Source organism: Adhaeretor mobilis, from assembly GCF_007741515.1.
Classification (GTDB): Bacteria; Planctomycetota; Planctomycetia; order Pirellulales; family Lacipirellulaceae; genus Adhaeretor; species Adhaeretor mobilis.
Window position 1 is genome coordinate 92,677 of record NZ_CP036263.1, and the last position, 17,294, is coordinate 109,970.

Consider the following 17,294-nt stretch of genomic DNA (forward strand, 5'->3'; position numbering starts at 1 on the left):
GGCTTGGCGAAGAATCCGATCGCCGACCAGGGTCCGCGGCTAGCGGTTCTCTTTCCGCTCGTTCCCGCGTGGGAACGTGGAAAGCCTAACCCTCACTCTCGAGCGCGTTGAAAGTCTCTAACCACTCTTCTTCCAACTGCTCGACCTCGCCAGCCAGATCTACTAGCTCTTCACGTACGCGATCTGCGTCGCCTGTGGTCGTTACCGTGAGCAGCTCCGCTTCCAGCTCTTTCTTACGCTCGTCGCTTTTGGCAATCTTACGCTCGGTCGCCTTTAATTTCTTCTGCAAGTCGCGTTCTTCACGCCCCGATAGTCTTGCAGGCGTCGCTTGCCCATCAGGGATCGATGCGCCCCCGTAGCTCGCGTGTTCCGCCCGCAGCCCTGCTTCCAGCTCTTTGCGAATGCGGTAGAGATAATCGTCGTAACTGGATGGGAAGTTGACGACACGCTGCTCGCGTACTTCCACCACGGCGGTGGCGACACGGCGCATGAAGTGCCGGTCGTGACTTGTAAAGATGACTGTGCCGGGGTAACGCTCTAGCGCGTCGGCCAGGGCTTCGACGGTTTCGACATCCAAGTGGTTGCCCGGCTCGTCGAGGATCAACACATTGTGCTTCTCCAGCAGCAGGCCAGCCAACACCAGTCGGGCACGCTCGCCACCGCTAAGTACGCGGATCGGCTTCTCGACCGTCTCGCCGCTAAACAAAAAGCTGCCCGCCACGCCGCTGATTTGTTGTCGCGTGGTGCCGGGAGCAGCCTGGTATTCTAGATACTCCTGCACCGTGTCGTTATCACGAAGCGTCGTGTAAACGTGCTGGGCATACACTCCGATCTGGCACCCATAGCCCCATTTAAGTGTGCCAGCCTTCGGTTCGAGCGAACCACACACCGTGCGCAGAAATGTCGTTTTGCCTTGCCCGTTGTCACCAACGATGCCGATCCGCTCGCCGTGCTCCAGTTCCAACTGAATCTGCTCAGCCACTGTGTGATCGGGATAGCCGATTGCAAGTTGCTCGGTACGCAGCACGACTCCTTGGCGTGGCTCCACATTGGGGAAGCTAAACCGCACGGTCGCCTCTTGACCAGCAACCTCCAGCAGGTCTAGCTTCTCCAGTTGCTTTGCCTTGCTACGAGCCTGGCTGGCCGTGCTGGCGTTAGCGCGATTCTTGGCGATAAATGTTTCCAACTGCTTGCGCTTAGTGAGCGTTGCAGCGTTCTTGCGCTCGTCATGGAGGCGGCGCTCTTCGAGGTTCTCCAAGTAGGAGTCCACATTGCCGGGAAACATCGTGAGCTCGCCACGCGAGAGTTCCAGCGTGTGATTGCACGTGCGTTTGAGAAACGAGCGATCATGCGAGACGACCAACAATCCGCCTTTGAAGCCGTTGAGAAATTCTTCGAGCAGCATTTGCGTGCGTAGATCGAGGAAGTTGGTCGGTTCGTCAAGAATCAACAGATTCGGATCGTGCAGCAACAGCGCCGCCAATTTCACTCGGGTCTGCCAACCGCCGGAGAGCGAGCGAACCTCCTGATGCAACATGGCGTCTGGTAGTTGGAACTGCCACGCGATTTCTCCGCAACGCCAATCGGGCTGGCCGCTGTCGCGCATAAGAAAGCCGACGACCGTTTCGCCATCATGAAACGGATCGTGCTGGCGCAGGTAACCCAGGCGAAGCTTCTTGCTACACACGACTTCACCTGCGTCGAGCTCCTCGTCTTCGAGCAGCACGCGGCACAGCGTACTTTTGCCAGCCCCATTTCGCCCGATGAGGCCCACCTTCTGGTCATCAGTTAGCGCACAAGCGGCCCCGTCGAGCAGTTCTTGCTCGCCGTAGCGTTTGTGAGCATCAAGTAATTGTAGAACAACAGGCATATCAAAAGTCTAGAGTTAAGAGTCTAGGGTCGAGAGGCGGGGCGCCGGCCGACGACCGTCGTCGCCGTGAGAATGCTATTCTCAGAAGCGATATGAGCACCTAGCCCGCGAGCTACGCCTCGCCGGGACCCGTGCCACGCCTGCCCATCCAACCGACCACCGCAAAAACTACACAGCATACCAGACATGCCGCCGGGAGCCAGTCGCCCCAGCGCGTGTAGAGGGTGGGAGCTTTCGACAAACGCGTCGTTACATTTGCCAGCAGCACGGCAGTGCGGTTCCGCTCGGTGACGCCCAGTACCGCGCCAGAAGCGTCGATGTGAGCCGAGAGCCCCCGATTTCCTGCGATCAGCATTGGCGTGCGCAGCTCAACCGCACGCAGAATCCCGCAGGCGAGGTGCATCTCCAGCTCCGCGGAGCCCCAGTACCAGGCGTCGTTCGTGACGTTCACGAGGACGTCCGGCGTTTCGTCACGCTCGACTAGTGTGGCGAACTGCCGCCGCATCAAGTGCGGCACGGCCTTCTCGTAGCAAACGCTCGGCGAGTAGCGAATCCCCTCGAACTCGAACGACTTGGGGTCTTCCCCAGGCACCACAGCTCCCGTGAGCGGAGTGAAACCTTCGGGATAAGGGAACCAACTAGAAAAAGGAGTGTACTCTCCGTAGGGCACAAGATGCATCTTGTCGTACGTGCCCTGGAGTTCCCCTGCGCGATCAACAAATACCACGGAGTTAAACGAATCCACGTCAAATGGTGTCTCTCCGTTTGCGGTTTCACCGTTCAATGGATTCGATTCATGCACGTGTCGTCGATCGATCCCCAGCAGCAATCCTGCATTCCAGACCGTGGCATATTGCTTGAGCGCATTCGGGGTGATGGCCACAAAATCGTCCACGGGAATCTCAAGAAACTCCCGCGGCGGAGTGTAGCCGGGTTCCACACTCACCAGCGCATCGCGATAAGCGGTTTCCGGCCAAACGACTAAGTCGATGTCGCTCCCTCGTGTGGCTTCAGTGGTTAGGTCAACCAACTCGCGCATCATTCGTAACTTGCGATCGGGTTCGTGCTTCCAAACCGCCTTGGCGTCGTTCTGGATTAGCGCGACGGTTTGTTGAGGTTCGCGACTCATTGAGATTTCACCGACTTGCATTCGCCATGCGCCGTAGCCAAGTGCAAAAACAATCGCTAGCCCGCCAGGAATAAGTTTCTGCCAGCAAACTCGCGCTGCTTGCGGCTCAGCAGAATTGGGCACCGGGTTGGCATCTCCGGCTAAGTCACGAGCGACAGGTAGCGCATCAGTAATCGCTCCGGCAACCATCACGATCAAAAACGTGACACCGTACTCCCCAACGATGTCAGCAATTTGCAGCACCGCAGGAGCTCCTACCTGCGTATGTGCCAGCGAGCTCATCATAAACCCGGTCGCCAAGTGAGCGCGAACTAGTTCGAGCCCGGTCCAAACTATCGGTGCTGAGCACCACAATGGCATGCCCAACCTGTGATACGCGACCCGCGTGAGCCCCACAAACACCGGCAAATACAGGCCCAGATACGTTGCCAGCAGCACGAGCGCCAGATGATTCATGGGGTGCGACAGTCGCAACCACTGCACGGTCACGAGCCAAGTAAGAAATCCGCACAACCATAGCGTGCGGTAGGGCCTACGGCCCGGCAGCCTCGGCATTCGTGCGAGCAACAGCCAGGGAACTGGTGCGCCCCATGCGACGATCATCCAACTCAGTGGCGGTTGGGCGACGTAGAACAGCAGCCCGCCTAGCAGTCCCAGCGGGAATATGCTGCGATGCCAGAAACTTTCGTCGGTGGATTTGGCGTCACTCATGTCGCCAAGCTAAGCCGTCCGGAGCATTTTGGCCAGAGCGAATCGCGATGCCAGGAAACCAAACGAGAGTCGTTAGCCGCCTGCTCCAGTGTAAACACTGTGATCTCCGGTCGGCAATTGAATCGAACGCGATGCGTGTAACCTAGGCCGCGGTTGATGTAGAGCTGCCGATTCTCATCGACCACGATTTTGCCAGCCGTGTAGCGGTGGTTCTGCACCGGCAATATTGGCGGCTTAGCCCAAGGCGGTTTACACTGCCCGCCGTGTGTGTGCCCGGCGAGAATCCAACCCCGATAGTCCTGCATACTTGGCTTGTCGATGCCGTCGGGGTTGTGGCACAGCACAAGACTCGCGCGTTCGCGGTCTAACTGTTCAAAAGCCTGCTCGGGATTAAAACGCCGCGTCCACAGGTCGTCGATGCCCACGATCTGCAAGCCGCCCGTTTCCATCAGTTCGTTGCGTAGGACGGTGATACCCAGCTTTTCGATTTCGCGCTTCGCTCTTCGCGTGGTAAGATGCTGCTGCCAGTTGTCGCCGTAATCGTGGTTGCCAAAGATCGCAAAACGACCGAGCTTCGCCTTTGGTAGCGAACCGAGTACATCGGTCGCTTGCTCGATTTGCTCGTCGTAGTGGCAGGTCATCAAGTCGCCAGTAATGACAATCAAGTCAGGTTCCAAAGCCGCCACGCTCTTCATTGCTGAAGTGATGTAATCGTGGTCCACGATGTCACCAACGTGTAAATCGCTCAATTGCACGAGCCGTTTACCAACGAGTCCCGCTGGCAAGCGTTCGATGGGCAGCGTCTCGTGGACGACTTCCACCCAATGCGGCTCGAACCGCCACGCATATAAACCCGTTCCGATACCAGCAGTCACCAGCCCCGCGGCGGCACGCTTGAGAAACTTACGACGCGACGGGCGACACTTCGTGGGCGGTTCCGTACTGGTCTTGCCCGGCGAGTCTGTAGAATCGGTAGAGTTGTTCAGGCTTTTGGCCATGGTCAGCGGAGTACTTTGCTGGCAGCACGCTTTGCTAGATGCCAGGGGTGGATAGTCGGCTATAATTCATCGAGAGTGGGACCACTCAATACGGCAGGTACCTCTAAGATAACGCAAGATGATGCTTCACCGCACGAACTTCTTTCCACAAAACCGACTCAACGCTGCTCTTTTGTGGGCGGCGGGACTGCTATCGGTATGCTGCTTCACAGGCTGCTGGGAGGAAATCCGCTATCAAGGTGGCCAGCAAGAAGGCCAGACCGCGGCTTCGGGACATACGAAGACTGCAAGCATCGTTGAGCCAACTGCCCCTCCGCTGGTTGACCAGCAGGAACCTATACCAGAGTCTGCGCCGGAATCTCAATCGGTCGTTCTGCCCGAAGCGTTGCCTGCTGAGCCGGGTAATCGCACGCAGGACATTCGTGAGCAGGATAACCCGAATAGTGCCAGCCGGTTTGGGGGAGGAGAGAGCGAGCACGAAACGATATCTGAGGAAAACAGCCCTGGGGAGGAATACCCCAAGCAAGAAGATGCTGAGGCCGAAGTCGCTAGCCCACCTGTCGAAGATCGCTACGCAACGCGTGACGAGCCCACCGAGATACTCTCCCCTGAACCAATCGGCGAGCCGGAGCCGGAGCTGGAAACAGAGTTGGAGTCTGAGCCGGAACCAGAACCAGAGGCTGAGTCCGAACTTACGGTTGATGACTTGTTCCCGGTCGATCCGCCAGAGCCATCAGAGTTGCCCGCGCAAATCGTGAAGCAAGAAGTATCCGAGACTGAACCTGAACCTGAGGCTGAACCTGAGACTACCGAGGTCGAAGCACAGGACGATGTGCCTGAGGCGACGATGAAGACTGAGGATGACGACGATCCGTTTTCGTTGTTCGACGATAGCGAGCCCGCACAAGTGGAGACTCCGCAGCCAGTAGCCTCTGGAGAAGCGGCTCCCGAAGCGGAGTCCCTCAGCGAGCAGCGAGCGCTCACTTCTCTCAGTAAGGACGAAGAGATCGGTCTGCTTTTCGGTGGACAAGCAAAGCCCTCGGAAGAAACACCAACCGTGAAGACGGAACCGGCTCCCCCTGCGGCTTGGGAATTGCCAGCCCGAGATGAGCCGGCAGAAGCAAAGCAGCTTGAGGAGCTGGCCGTGCCACCCGAAGATATTGCTCTGCCACAAATTCCCTCACCCGAGCCGATGGTTGAAGAAATAGAGGTAGAAGAGACGACGACAGAAAACGAAGCAACGGTCGGAGTCGGCCAAGAGAGGAGCATCGTAAAGGGTGCGGAAGTGCCCGACCCCAATGCAGTTACCTCGCAAACGCCTGAAGTTGTAGTCCCAGAGATCGTGCAACCGAAGATCACCGACCGGCCGAGCGTTGTTCCATCCGTTGAGAAGCAGGCCGCGGTCTGGCAAGCGGCAAGCCGTTGGAGCATGGCGCTCGCTTTGCGGGCAAAGGGCATGAAACCGGCTACCTACAACTCCGCCTGGAATCGCGCCGCGGCAGCCTCCAAGCAACTCGCCATAACACTACCTCCAGTGCCGGTTGTGCCGAGCGAAGATCAGGCGGTTAGTGAGATCCAGACATCGATGATCGAACAGACCGGCCCACAACTATGGCAGGCTATCGAGCGCCAGCATGGAGTGCCGGCCGGTGACTTGGCACAGTTTGCGGTGCGCACGAACTGTCTACTATTGAACTACTCCCCCCGCCGTCCGCAATTCGCGGGCGAAGCGGTCGAGTTCACTCGCCTTGCAGAGGCGGCCGGGTTACCGCCCGAACTTTGGCAACCCTTAGTGCACTTGATCAAGGATCACGCCTCGTTTGCAGAAGTGAAGGGCGAGATCTTTGCGTTGCACAAACAAGTTGCGAAGCACTTCACTCGGTAGTTTTCCGACAAGGAACTTCCTCTCCAAGAATCTTTGTAAGCAATGCGCGACTCGCTCTACGAGGGCGCTACAAGAAATACGCCGAAGGTGTTGCATCCCATAGCCCAGGGCAAGATCGCCGCGAGCCTAAGCGAGCAAGATCGCCCCCCGGGTATTGAGCTGCCACCTTTCATTCTTACCTGAGAGGTCGGCTCGCAACGGTTGTGCCGGTCGTCATCCCGGTTCGAGTTCCCTGGATACTGTTGTTGTGGGAAGTCCCCAGCATCGTTCTTGGTGTGACCTACCTTTGATTTGAACCTATGCCTACTTGTAAGCGGTTTGTCGATTGCGAGCGTTTTCTCAATAGCGAGGCCTCGTTTACCAGTAGTCGAACACTAACCAGCGAAAAATTGAGAACCGTTACTCGCCAGAACCGAGAAACTGACTTCGAAAGGTAACTTCACAATGGCCCATCCCGAACGCAAGAAAACATTTGTCGATCCACAAGTTCAAGGCGCACTGGCTCGTCGGTTGTGCATGCACTGGGTCGCTTTCATCGCCGTAGCCGCTGCTGTAGCGTTTTGTTTGCAAGTGCTGAGTAACCCGTTCCGCCCTGTGAGCGAGCACGTTCAACAGTTGTGGTGGACCCAAGGCCCATTCATCTTGGTCATGATCTTCATGCTGCCCGTGTTCGTTGTGGACACCATCAAGATCAGCCATCGCTTTGCTGGCCCGATCTATCGCCTGCGTCAAACGGTGCGTTCGATGGCCGATAGCGGTGAAGTGAAAATATTGAAGTTCCGCGACTTCGACTTCTGGCAAGGTCTGGCCGACGACTTCAACCGCATGACTGCTCGCTTGGCTGGCACGGAGTACGACCCCAGCGTGGCAGAAGCCGACGACGACCAAGAAGCAAACGCCGAAGCAGAACTTGTGACGGTGTGAGCCATTGTGGCAGCTCGCGGGCTACCACCAAACCTAGAAAACAACTGCCTACCGCCCCCTGCCTACTGCCCACTTTTTTATATCCCCATGCGAATTCGCAATTCAAGAAACCCCAATCGGCGTCGCGGTGTCGCCGCCTCGGAGCTGGCCGTTTGTCTGCCCGTGATCGTGCTGCTCGTGCTGGCCATGATCGAAAGCTGCACGATGATCTTTCTCAAACAGTCACTCACCGTGGCCGCTTACGAAGGAGCTCGCACTGCCCTTTCGGTGAATGCGGTTGCTGCCGATGTCGAGGCTAGTGCCAACGGCATTCTGACTGATCGCCGCGTGCAAGGTGGCACGGTGACCATCAACCCGCGAAATTTCGATACGCTCGCCCCAGGTCAATTCATCGAAATCACAGTGCAGGCCCCTGCCTCCCGAAACTCTGTGATACCTGGGAGCTTCTTCACCGGTCGGACGCTCGAAGGGCGTGCGGAGATGATGAAGGAGTTTTAGCAATTCTGTAGAGAATGCCCTCCTTGGCATTCCTTGAACGGGATACACGGAACGCCACAAAGGGCGCTCCCTACATAACCAATCAACTTGAATCTAATCATGCTTCATTCCAATCAGAAAAACTCACGTCGCAATCGCCAGGGTGCCATGATGGTACTCGTGGCAGTTTGCTTGCCGCTCTTTTTGATCATGGCAGCTTTTGCGGTCGATGTGGCTTGGATGCAGTTGGTGCGGGCCGAGCTTCGCACCGCGACCGATGCTGCCTCGCGAGCTGGGGCGAAAACCTTGAGCCTGAGCCAAGACGAAATCGCCGCTCGAATCGCCGCTCGCGATGCGGCCCTGCGAAATACCGTAGCTGGCCAAGGGCTGATTGTTGATGATTCCCAAATCGAAGTGGGTACCAGTTCGCAGTCCACAAGCACCTCGCGATTTGCATTTACGCCCGGTGGCGCACAGCTCAACGCAATGCGGGTCACCGGGCAACGCACCGCTTCGTCCTCTGCGGGTCCCGTGGCATTGTTCCTGGGTCGCGTGATGGGCGTTCCTCAATTTCAACCGCAGCACATTGCTACTTCCACGCAGCTGGATCGCGATATTTGTCTCGTAGTCGACCGTTCCGGCTCTATGATGCGAGACGTCGATAGTCGCACCGTATCGGGCAGCAACTGTGGACCTCCAAATCCGACGCTCAGTCGTTGGGCCGGTTTGAACAACGCCGTCTTGGGCTTTTTGAATGAACTCGACACTACGCCGCAAACCGAAAAGTGCGGTCTGGTGAGCTACTCCGATGCGGGTAATCACTGCGGCTTCAATTACACGACATCTGACATCAACGCCCCGCTGGACTTCAGCTACGCACCTATCCGCAGTGAGATGGCTTTCCTAGGCAGTCGCGCCGTTCGTGGTAACACGAATATTCATGCCGGCATTCAAAATGGCCGCGCCGTTCTGACTTCCGGAGCTCAACGCCCGTTTGCCATCCGCACCATGGTGCTGATGACCGACGGCCGCCACAATACAGGCCCTGAGCCCGTACTAGCCGCACGTTTGGCTGCTGATGAGGACATCACGATTCACACCATTACGTTTAGTTTTGAAGCGGGTTTCTCACGCATGCAAGCCGTCGCGGCCGCTACCGGCGGAACTCACTTCCATGCACCTGACTCGGCGGCACTGGAACGCATCTTTCGCGAGATCGCTTCGACACTACCTGTGATGCTCACTGAGTAGACAAAAAACAACTGCAAAGTTCACAAAGAACACCAAGGCTTTTGGTCAACCAGAAACGACAATCGATGCGATTCCTTCGTGCTCTTTGTGTCCTTTGTGGTTAATGCTTTAGGCCTCCGACTCCCAACAACGCCATGAACAGCCAACTACGAAAACGCTACTTTTGCACCGACAAGCAGGGCAGGAATTCCGACCGCCGCGGTGCTGCCGCGGTGGAGTTTGCCGTCGTAGCGCCTATCTTCTTCGTGTTGGTCATCGCTGCGTTTGAATTCGGCCGGCTGAATGTCATGCGCCACACGGCCGACAATGCGGCCTACGAAGCGGCCCGGCATGCGATGGTCCCTGGGGCTACCGCAGCGGAAGCTGTGCAGCGTGCAACGAGCATCCTCAACATCGTTGGCACCCGCGGCGCGACGGTTACGATCAACCCGTCGGTGATCGACGAATCGGTCGAAGAAATCACGGTCACCATCGACGTGCCGATGAACCAGAATGGCTGGATCACCCCGCGGTTTAGCTCTGCGACCAACATCCAAGCGTCAAGCCGCCTGCGCACCGAACGCGCTGGGAATTAAGTGTTGTTCAAGAATAGCCGCGCGACATTATTCTGCCGGTGAACTCTCTTGGATGCAACGCTCGCTAGAAGGTAACTCCTCGGAGCAAATTCCCGGCGAGCTGTTAGCTCGCGGCTATTTGCCTTCTGCGAGCAATGGCAAAGAAACCTGCCAGTGTCAGCAGTACGATGCTCGAAGGCTCCGGTACGGCATTGCTCGTGATGCCCCCACTGCCGAAGTTGCGTTGCCAGGTGAGGAAGTCCCCGCCGTCGAAGTAGTTCGGCTGATCTCCGTAGCCATATTGCCAGACGGCTAGATCCAGCTGGTTGACCCCGCCATCGTTGTTGAAGTCACCAGGCAAGGTGGCGATCAATGTGAGGTCGTTGGTGCCATATTCAAGCAACCAACCGAAGTCGCTATCTTCAGGCAGTAGCAGCGTATCAAAGAAGCCGCCAATTCCCTCGGTGGTGGTGATAAGCACAAATTCTTCGCCTAGTGTCGGATCGGCTCCGCCGCCAAGATCTACTAGTTCGACCTCCAAGGTACCCCCAAGCTTCGCTTGACCGTCGACAACCAGTTGATCGTGTTCGGTCCCTGCCGTGGGTCCACCGATGTCGAATTGCATGGTGCCCTCATCAGCATTGCCGTAGTTTCCTTCGATGGTCAAGGTGCCGACTCCATTGCCGGGTGAGACGACGCCGTTGCGATTCTCGACTTGCCCAGGAATGGGGCCGCTACCGGTAGTGATCAGTCCGTTACCTTCCAGCATGCCGTCAAGGATCTCCACGAACTGCGTATCCAAAGTTCCGCCGCGCAGATCGAGTCGGCCGCCCTGTTCGATATTAGTGCCCGCGAAGGTAGTAAGTGTTTTGCCAGCTTGGATTTGAACGGTCATCTGAGTCGTGGTGTCGCTCGAAATGTTCACTCCCCAAGCCGTGGCATCGGCATCAACCAGGGCAGTTTGATTCCCACCAGCTACGTGTCGCACGTTGGCAACACCCAGCACATCTGGAGCGTTGGGTGTTGTCCAACTCGATCCGATGCTCCAACTAGCACTGCTTGAATTGCTGTTCCAATTGTGCTCGGTCGTTACCGGATCGCTGATGTAAAGACTCGGACTCGCCCCGCCGCCACCTAGTGCCGGGTTGGGGTCGATCACCAAGTTACGCCCCACAAGCAAATTTGTACCGATGATGCCATCGACAATATTGCCTGGGTTTCCCGGGTCGGTGATGTCGAGAATAATGACCGGCACATTGGTTGCCGTGACGTTGCCACCGATCGCCTGGATGGACAGCGAGTCGAGAAAGTAGCCCGGTAAGTCCTGTGTCAGCCCACCCGAGCCGACAATGTCGATCGAGAAATCAGGCGTATCGAGCTGTACGTCGATTCCTAGCTGTAGAGCTTTCAATTCGGAAAGCACACTCACACTCGCCCCTGAGTCAAAGAACAACTCTGAATTATTCAGCTGTATCCCGTCATTGACGAGGTTGGCGTTTAGGAAAAGGGCTCCACTTTGCGCTGCCAAAATAGTGGGCGTTTGCGGATTCTCTTGGGGGTTGTCGAAGAAATCGGGGTTGCCAAAATCAGGGACGTAGACAGGTGCTGACGAGAACGAAGCTGCGGGCTTAAGCGATAAGGGGGCTCTGCGACTAATGCTGCCTCCCCCACTTCCAAGAGTTTGAAAGTCGATTGCCGGTGTGCGGACCGTCCGCCCATCGAGGGTAAAGAGTTGGGGCTGATCGGCGTTGATGTGGGTCGCGTAGCGACTAGAGAATGTCAACCCGAGCACATTGGGAAGATCGGATTCCGCGGGAATCGTGACCAATGACACGTTGGTTTGACCTTCCAGGTGCGCGTGGTCGATCACCAGCGGCACAGACGCGGTGCGGTTCTGAAGTCCTGTGGCGTAGATTCCCAGAGGATCATTCACACTTGCTTCAAGCGTTCCTGTGGCTCCGCCCAAGGTAATAGGGAAAGTGCCGCGAAAGCCGTCTGACTCTCCCGGATAGGGGCCATCAATGTTGAAGTCCGTGTCGCTCTGTTCAGTAAGTAGCGAGAAGGATGCTCCGGTGTCTAGTAATGCAATATCGTAGTGCGCAGTACCACCGGCACCCAGCATAGTACCACTCGGAGAAGCGGACGGAATTGATGCGAAATCGAAGTTGTCTAGGAATTCGTCTGTGAGAGCGAACCCAACCTGAGGTAAGAAACCTTCAATCGGTACGCCAGTGGCGAGGCACTTCTCGACCGGCATCGTTAGACAGATAGCTAGCGAAGCGAGGAGGCTCACGCGGAGTCTGAGTAGTAACATCGGAGCAGGTCCACAGTTGGGCGCGCCTGCGGCGGGCACGCATGGTTTCCATTGCGCGCAGCCTTGCGGCAAAAGAGAGACGACGATTCATACTGCTGAACTAAGTGCGCGCTAGTCGAACAGCGGATAAGCGATCGGCTTGGGGTGGCTCTGACAAAGAAGGCCTCTTCTCGAAATCGCCACCAGCGATTTGTGCTGGGAACCTTGCGCACGTATTCCCAGGTAGCTTTAGCGTAAGCGTAGGCAGCGCAGGCGTCAAGAAAATCACTTTAAAACGAGAGTCTTACGGCGACTACTCAGGCCCCAATAGTCGCAGGATAACATCCCGCTGGACAACTTCGCCTGTGGCTTGCCGCAGTGAATCTATGAGCGGCGTCGCACAATCCCCAGGAGGCCCGTGGTAAGCAAGGCTAAGTACACTAGGTTAGCCGGCTCAGGGACGACCGCGAATGTGGCAGTAGCGCTTCCGCCATTGCCATAATTACTTTGAATTTCCATCAATCCGCTTGGCGAACCATCGGTACGCTGCCAGAGGAGAAAGTCCCCGCCATCTACGTCGCCGTCGGCGTCGATATCACCGGGGCCGGCTGGTGGGCTAATGGTCCGACCGGAATCGAATTCCACAGTAAATCCGTCCAGCGGATCGTCTGAGTCATCGGTAACAGCAACCAAGCTGATGTTATTGACATCGGTGGTTGCGGTGCCACCGCGGGTTCGTGCGTAAGCAGAAAACAGCACGGCCCAATCGTAGGTGCCTGGCGTCTCGTCGAGTTCTACGTCCAGCGAGAACGTGCCACTGAATGCGCCTGAACCGCCTGTCGAAAGAGTGTCCCAGTTCTGCGTTGTTGGTTCACTTGGAATGGGGTCCGTGTTGACGATGTAGCTAACCATCGTGTTGCCAAAGAAGTTTGTGTCCAGCGGGGCCTCAACGAAATGCGTTGTATCTAACGTCCCTTCGAAATCCGTTGGGTCGCTCGTGGCACGCGCAATAAACGAGTTCAAGGTACCCGCTTGGGGCTGGGCTATCTGCGTTGCACTGGCGGTGCCTTCGATAAGAAAGTGCAAGCGAATGGCTGCCGGTAGCGCGGAAGAACCGGTCAAGGTAACCGCATCTTGCCACAAGGCGGCTATGCTGGCCTTTCCAAAGGGTACGAATGTCCCCGCACGTTCGTTCTCCGCGTAGCCGTAGAGGTTCGTAAAAGCGTTGAAGGAACTACCGCCCACTACTTCCGCCGTTGTGTGAGCGAAGTGATAGCCGTTGCCATCCCCGCTGCCGGTTTCTTCCAGCATTCCAGAAACCGTACCGGTCTGGGTCTGGAGGTAAGCAAACCCCACGGTTCCGACATCCGGCGTTCCGCCTGAACCATCGCCGTGAATGGCGATCTCAAAAGCCCCGTGAGCGGCGCTAGGGTGGATGGCCAACGCAACGACCAGAAGCAGGAACAACAAAGCACGGCTGAACATCGCTGTCACTTCCGGGAAAAACAAGCGTCATGAGCTCAGCGTGCACTATACACTAATGTTAATCACTTGGCGAAACCGTGGGCCGCCCGATGCTGTGATAGGTGTAACCGCGCCGCTTCATGCGTTCCGGCTCGTAGAGATTCCGCCCGTCAAAGATCACAGGCGAGGCCATCAGTTGGTACATTTCCGCAAAGTCCGGCGAGTGGTAATCCTTCCATTCGGTCATGATCACCAGCGCGTCGGCGCCATCAACAGAGCCCATGCGACGCTCACAGTAAGTGAGCTTGTCGCCGTAGTCGGCCTTTACTTTCTCGAGCGCTTCCGGGTCTTGAACACGTACTGTGGCACCCTGTTCAAGCATCCAATCAATGAGCACTAGCGCTGGTGCTTCGCGAATGTCGTCGGTGCGCGGCTTGAACGCTAGGCCCCATACGGTGATCGTCTTGCCTTCGAGCTTCCCATCAAAATGAGTTTTGACCTTGTCGATCATCACGGTTTTCTGACGTTCGTTCACCTCGTCGACTGAGCGCAACATCTGCGGCACGGTGCCGTGTTCTTCCGCCATCGCGGCCAGGGCTCGCACGTCTTTTGGGAAACAGCTGCCGCCGTAGCCCACGCCAGGGAATAGAAAGGCAAATCCGATACGGCTATCGTGCCCAATGCCACGGCGTACATCATTGATGTCGCCGCCCATTTTCTCGCACAAGTTAGCCATCTCGTTAATGAAGCTGATCTTCGTGGAAAGCAGCGCGTTGGCTACGTATTTCGTCATCTCCGCACTTTGTGGAGACATCACTAGGAAAGGCTTTTCGGTGCGAAGGAACGGCTTGTAGAGCTGACGGAGTACTTCTGCATCTTCCTCGTCGCGTACACCTACTACCACGCGATCGGGCTTCATGAAGTCCTCGATTGCTGCTCCTTCTTTCAGAAACTCCGGATTACTAGCTACGTGACAATTGCGACCGGTGAAATCCTTGAGCATCGAATAAATGCGCTCATTGGTTCCCACCGGCACGGTGCTCTTCGTGACCACGACAGCATCGTCGCGTAAATGTGGCGAGATTGCTTCGACCACCGCCCACATGGCAGAGAGGTTGGCTGCCCCATCTTCGCCCTGGGGCGTGCCCACGGCCAGGTACACGACTTCCGCCGGTTTGATTGCCGCGGGCAGGTCGGTCGTAAAGTGCAAACGCTGTGCTTCGTAGTTGTGAAGCACCATCTCTGTGAGCCCGGGCTCGTAAATCGGGATGATGCCCTTGTTTAAGTTATCGATCTTCTTCTGATCTATATCGATGCACGTAACATCGTTGCCTGTATCGGCAAAACAAGTACCGGTCACGAGGCCCACGTAGCCGGTGCCAACAACTGCAATCTTCATGGGAGTAGGTCCTGAATTTCTTGAATCAATGGGGAGGAAGGACGCCTCATCCCGAAACTAGAGAGGTAGTCAGGGAGGCGGTGTTGTACGGTGGGAGTGATCGACCTAGGAGAACGAATGGGTTCCGACGAATTGCACAGCATAGTTGGCAGAGACCGAAACACAAACCCAGGGTGCCGATAACCGCAGAATCACCCAAGAAGTCACGCGTTAGCAGTTTGGTAGCAGTTCCAAACATGGCTTGGACGATTGCCAACGCCGGTCGACTCGGGAGAACCTTGTCTCAAGCACTCTCGCGCTGATTCAAGTGCGCCAGCCTGCGGAAAAGTTGACACTTAGCGGCCAATTCATCGAAGCTACCAACATTCACGATTTTGCCCTGCTCCATGACCACAATACGATTTGCTAGGGACAGGGTGCTGGGTCGATGGGTAATCATGAAAGCAGTACGGTCCTGGACGAATTCTTCGAGGACATCGTGAATGAGCCGTTCGCTCTCGACATCGATCTGGCTGGTGGCTTCGTCGAGGATCAGGATTTCTGGATCTCGCAAGATGGCCCGTGCCAAGGCAATTCGCTGCCGCTGACCTCCTGAGAGTCGCCCGCCTCGAGAGCCAACCATCGTGTTGTACCCGTCGGATAGTTTTTCCGTGATGAACTTGTGCGCGTGGGCTCGTTTGGCTGCGGCGACAACTTGCTCGTCGGTCGCCCCTGGCGAACCGTAACGGATGTTCTCCGCTAAGGTGTCGTCGAACAGCAGGGTCTCCTGCGTGACGACACCGATGCGGGCACGCAAATCTCGGATGCGCACGTTCCGCACATCCACCCCTTCGATAGAGACCGACCCTTGCTGCGGGTCGTAAAACCGTGGCAGCAGATTCATCAGCGTGCTCTTGCCACAACCATTCGGGCCGATCAGCGCAATGGTTTCTCCCGGCTTGACAGTCAGGTCGATCCCCCGCAAGACTGGCTCTTCCGGTTTGTAATAGAACGAGACGTCGCGGAATTGAATGCGGCCTACCGGCGAAGGAAGCGCTACTGGGACGGATGGATCAACGACTTCGGATTCGCGATCAAACAGTTCGTACAAGTGATCCGACGCTGCAAGCGATTTTTGCAGCCCGTTGAAAATGCCAGAGAGTCGTCGAATAGGATCGCTCGCCCCGGCCAAGAATCCGTAGAACAGCGTAAGCCACCCATGCGTGAGCGGGTCTTGGCTGATTCGAATGCCCAGCAAATGGGTTTGCTGATTGAGCACCAAGTAACCGCCGGCTACCACCGCCGCCACGATCATACCGATGCCCATCATCTCGGTCAGCGGACTTACGAGCGAATCGTAGAAGGCAATTCGCATGGATTTACGATAAAACTGCTTCGATTGCTGGTGGAAACGGCTACGTTCTCGCGACTCGCTGGTAAAAGCTTTTACGACCTTCAGGCCGCCAAAAGTTTCTTCTAGGCGGTCGTAAACCAGCGAAAGTTCTTCCAGTGCTTTACGATTAGATCGCTTGAGTGCCTTCGCCAGCCAGTGAATCGCGTAGCCGCTTAACGGAGCAGAGATCATTGTAAGCAGCAACAACTGCCAGCTAATCCAAGCGGCACCTGCCAAGCAAACCACGATCATCAAAGGCGCTCGCAGTGCAGTACCAAACACCTCTTGGGTGCCGTTAGAGGCTAGGTTAACGTCCCCGGTAAAGCGATTCATCAAGTCGCCCGGCGACGTTTCGCCAAACGTACTGAGATCCAACCGCATCGTCCGGCGGTAGAATTGTTTGCGTAGTTCGAAAGCGGTCAAATGCCGCAATCGCGTAGTGCAGTAGGCTCCCGCAATTCGGAAAATGCTCTTCAGAATAGTGCCTAAAAAGAGGCCTAAACACACGAGGGTAAGCGTCTCGAATGCCGTGTTCGGCAAGTACTGGTGTGCCCAAGGTGCCCAACGCTTCAATTGGGCCAGCTTCGTTTGCTTGTCTTCAATCTCGCTGGTTTGATAATCCAGATTCAGGCGAACAGAACTTTGCCCAGCTCCCTCGGCCCTCAATGTTTCTCGTAAACGTGCTACGGATTCATCGAGCTCGGAAATCTGGGTTTCGGTCTCGGCGATGTGCTCGTCGACATACTGCGGAATCGACTTGCCCGCCATCACGATGTCGACAATCGGGTAAATCGCTGTGATGTTGCCACCCCACAGCAGGGCTATCGCCAGCGAGCAGCCAACTGATGCAATCACCGTCAGGCGATGTCGCAGGGCAATTCTTAAAACGCGAAAAAAGTTATGCATTGAAGTACGGGAGTCGCGAAAATGCAAAAGGGTCTAGAGTCTTGGAACTGGGTTCATCCAC

13 protein-coding genes are annotated in these 17,294 nt (G+C 56.4%); 6 read left to right on the forward strand and 7 right to left on the reverse strand.

Features of this window, described 5'->3' with window-relative positions; genetic code table 11:
* Positions 1-85: 85 nt before the first annotated feature.
* From HG15A2_RS00365 to HG15A2_RS00375, 3 genes are all read right to left on the reverse strand, one after another.
* The gene (locus HG15A2_RS00365; protein ID WP_145056732.1) at positions 86-1,870 is read right to left on the reverse strand and encodes an ABC-F family ATP-binding cassette domain-containing protein; all 1,785 of its coding nucleotides are present in this window, start codon (positions 1,868-1,870) and stop codon (positions 86-88) included.
* A 112-nt stretch (positions 1,871-1,982) separates the two neighbouring features.
* Positions 1,983-3,710: an apolipoprotein N-acyltransferase gene (lnt, locus tag HG15A2_RS00370; RefSeq protein WP_145056734.1), complete on the reverse strand. Its 1,728-nt coding sequence runs from the start codon at positions 3,708-3,710 to the stop codon at positions 1,983-1,985.
* The gene (locus tag HG15A2_RS00375; protein WP_145056736.1) at positions 3,707-4,708 is read right to left on the reverse strand and encodes a metallophosphoesterase; all 1,002 of its coding nucleotides are present in this window, start codon (positions 4,706-4,708) and stop codon (positions 3,707-3,709) included. The genes lnt and HG15A2_RS00375 overlap by 4 nt, the downstream gene beginning before the upstream one ends.
* A 118-nt stretch (positions 4,709-4,826) precedes the next feature.
* Here HG15A2_RS00375 and HG15A2_RS00380 point away from each other — a divergent pair, with 118 nt between their 5' ends.
* The 6 genes from HG15A2_RS00380 to HG15A2_RS00400 all read left to right on the forward strand — a co-directional run bounded on the left by HG15A2_RS00380 (position 4,827) and on the right by HG15A2_RS00400 (position 9,820).
* On the forward strand, positions 4,827-6,593 hold the full coding sequence (locus tag HG15A2_RS00380) for a hypothetical protein (protein WP_145056738.1): 1,767 nt from the start codon (positions 4,827-4,829) through the stop codon (positions 6,591-6,593).
* 42 nt (positions 6,594-6,635) lie between these two features.
* Positions 6,636-6,776 carry a hypothetical protein gene (locus HG15A2_RS23695; RefSeq protein WP_218932212.1) on the forward strand — a complete coding sequence of 47 codons (141 nt, stop codon included), beginning with the start codon at positions 6,636-6,638 and terminating at the stop codon, positions 6,774-6,776.
* Between the two features lie 261 nt (positions 6,777-7,037).
* Positions 7,038-7,517 (forward strand): hypothetical protein, encoded by a 480-nt coding sequence (locus tag HG15A2_RS00385; protein WP_145056740.1) that lies wholly within the window; start codon positions 7,038-7,040, stop codon positions 7,515-7,517.
* A gap of 87 nt (positions 7,518-7,604) precedes the next feature.
* Entirely contained in the window at positions 7,605-8,015 is a 411-nt protein-coding gene (locus HG15A2_RS00390) for a TadE family protein (protein WP_145056742.1), read from the forward strand.
* Positions 8,016-8,114: 99 nt separating this feature from the next.
* A complete protein-coding gene (locus HG15A2_RS00395; RefSeq protein WP_145056744.1) occupies positions 8,115-9,245 on the forward strand; it encodes a vWA domain-containing protein in 1,131 nt (376 codons plus the stop codon).
* Positions 9,246-9,379: 134 nt separating this feature from the next.
* Positions 9,380-9,820 (forward strand): TadE/TadG family type IV pilus assembly protein, encoded by a 441-nt coding sequence (locus HG15A2_RS00400; RefSeq protein WP_145056746.1) that lies wholly within the window; start codon positions 9,380-9,382, stop codon positions 9,818-9,820.
* A 103-nt stretch (positions 9,821-9,923) separates the two neighbouring features.
* Here the strand turns inward: HG15A2_RS00400 and HG15A2_RS00405 are convergent, their stop codons facing one another.
* From HG15A2_RS00405 to HG15A2_RS00420, 4 genes are all read right to left on the reverse strand, one after another.
* Positions 9,924-12,113, reverse strand: a complete 2,190-nt coding sequence (locus HG15A2_RS00405) for an aspartyl protease family protein (RefSeq protein ID WP_145063862.1) — start codon at positions 12,111-12,113, stop codon at positions 9,924-9,926.
* Positions 12,114-12,476: 363 nt separating this feature from the next.
* On the reverse strand, positions 12,477-13,577 hold the full coding sequence (locus HG15A2_RS00410) for a hypothetical protein (RefSeq protein WP_145056748.1): 1,101 nt from the start codon (positions 13,575-13,577) through the stop codon (positions 12,477-12,479).
* A 58-nt stretch (positions 13,578-13,635) separates the two neighbouring features.
* Positions 13,636-14,955 carry a UDP-glucose dehydrogenase family protein gene (locus HG15A2_RS00415; RefSeq protein WP_145056750.1) on the reverse strand — a complete coding sequence of 440 codons (1,320 nt, stop codon included), beginning with the start codon at positions 14,953-14,955 and terminating at the stop codon, positions 13,636-13,638.
* A gap of 283 nt (positions 14,956-15,238) precedes the next feature.
* Entirely contained in the window at positions 15,239-17,233 is a 1,995-nt protein-coding gene (locus HG15A2_RS00420) for an ABC transporter ATP-binding protein (RefSeq protein ID WP_145056752.1), read from the reverse strand.
* Positions 17,234-17,294 lie beyond the last annotated feature (61 nt).

What these genes read in the sequence shown, in the direction of transcription:
- lnt (WP_145056734.1), bottom strand. Translation starts at nt 3,710, where the DNA reads ATGAGTGACGCCAAATCCACCGACGAAAGTTTCTGGCATCGCAGCATA.
- HG15A2_RS00410 (WP_145056748.1), bottom strand. Translation starts at nt 13,577, where the DNA reads ATGTTCAGCCGTGCTTTGTTGTTCCTGCTTCTGGTCGTTGCGTTGGCC.
- HG15A2_RS00390 (WP_145056742.1), top strand. Translation starts at nt 7,605, where the DNA reads ATGCGAATTCGCAATTCAAGAAACCCCAATCGGCGTCGCGGTGTCGCC.
- HG15A2_RS00365 (WP_145056732.1), bottom strand. Translation starts at nt 1,870, where the DNA reads ATGCCTGTTGTTCTACAATTACTTGATGCTCACAAACGCTACGGCGAG.
- HG15A2_RS00400 (WP_145056746.1), top strand. Translation starts at nt 9,380, where the DNA reads ATGAACAGCCAACTACGAAAACGCTACTTTTGCACCGACAAGCAGGGC.
- HG15A2_RS00385 (WP_145056740.1), top strand. Translation starts at nt 7,038, where the DNA reads ATGGCCCATCCCGAACGCAAGAAAACATTTGTCGATCCACAAGTTCAA.
- HG15A2_RS00380 (WP_145056738.1), top strand. Translation starts at nt 4,827, where the DNA reads ATGATGCTTCACCGCACGAACTTCTTTCCACAAAACCGACTCAACGCT.
- HG15A2_RS00395 (WP_145056744.1), top strand. Translation starts at nt 8,115, where the DNA reads ATGCTTCATTCCAATCAGAAAAACTCACGTCGCAATCGCCAGGGTGCC.
- HG15A2_RS23695 (WP_218932212.1), top strand. Translation starts at nt 6,636, where the DNA reads ATGCGCGACTCGCTCTACGAGGGCGCTACAAGAAATACGCCGAAGGTG.
- HG15A2_RS00375 (WP_145056736.1), bottom strand. Translation starts at nt 4,708, where the DNA reads ATGGCCAAAAGCCTGAACAACTCTACCGATTCTACAGACTCGCCGGGC.
- HG15A2_RS00415 (WP_145056750.1), bottom strand. Translation starts at nt 14,955, where the DNA reads ATGAAGATTGCAGTTGTTGGCACCGGCTACGTGGGCCTCGTGACCGGT.
- HG15A2_RS00405 (WP_145063862.1), bottom strand. Translation starts at nt 12,113, where the DNA reads ATGTTACTACTCAGACTCCGCGTGAGCCTCCTCGCTTCGCTAGCTATC.
- HG15A2_RS00420 (WP_145056752.1), bottom strand. Translation starts at nt 17,233, where the DNA reads ATGCATAACTTTTTTCGCGTTTTAAGAATTGCCCTGCGACATCGCCTG.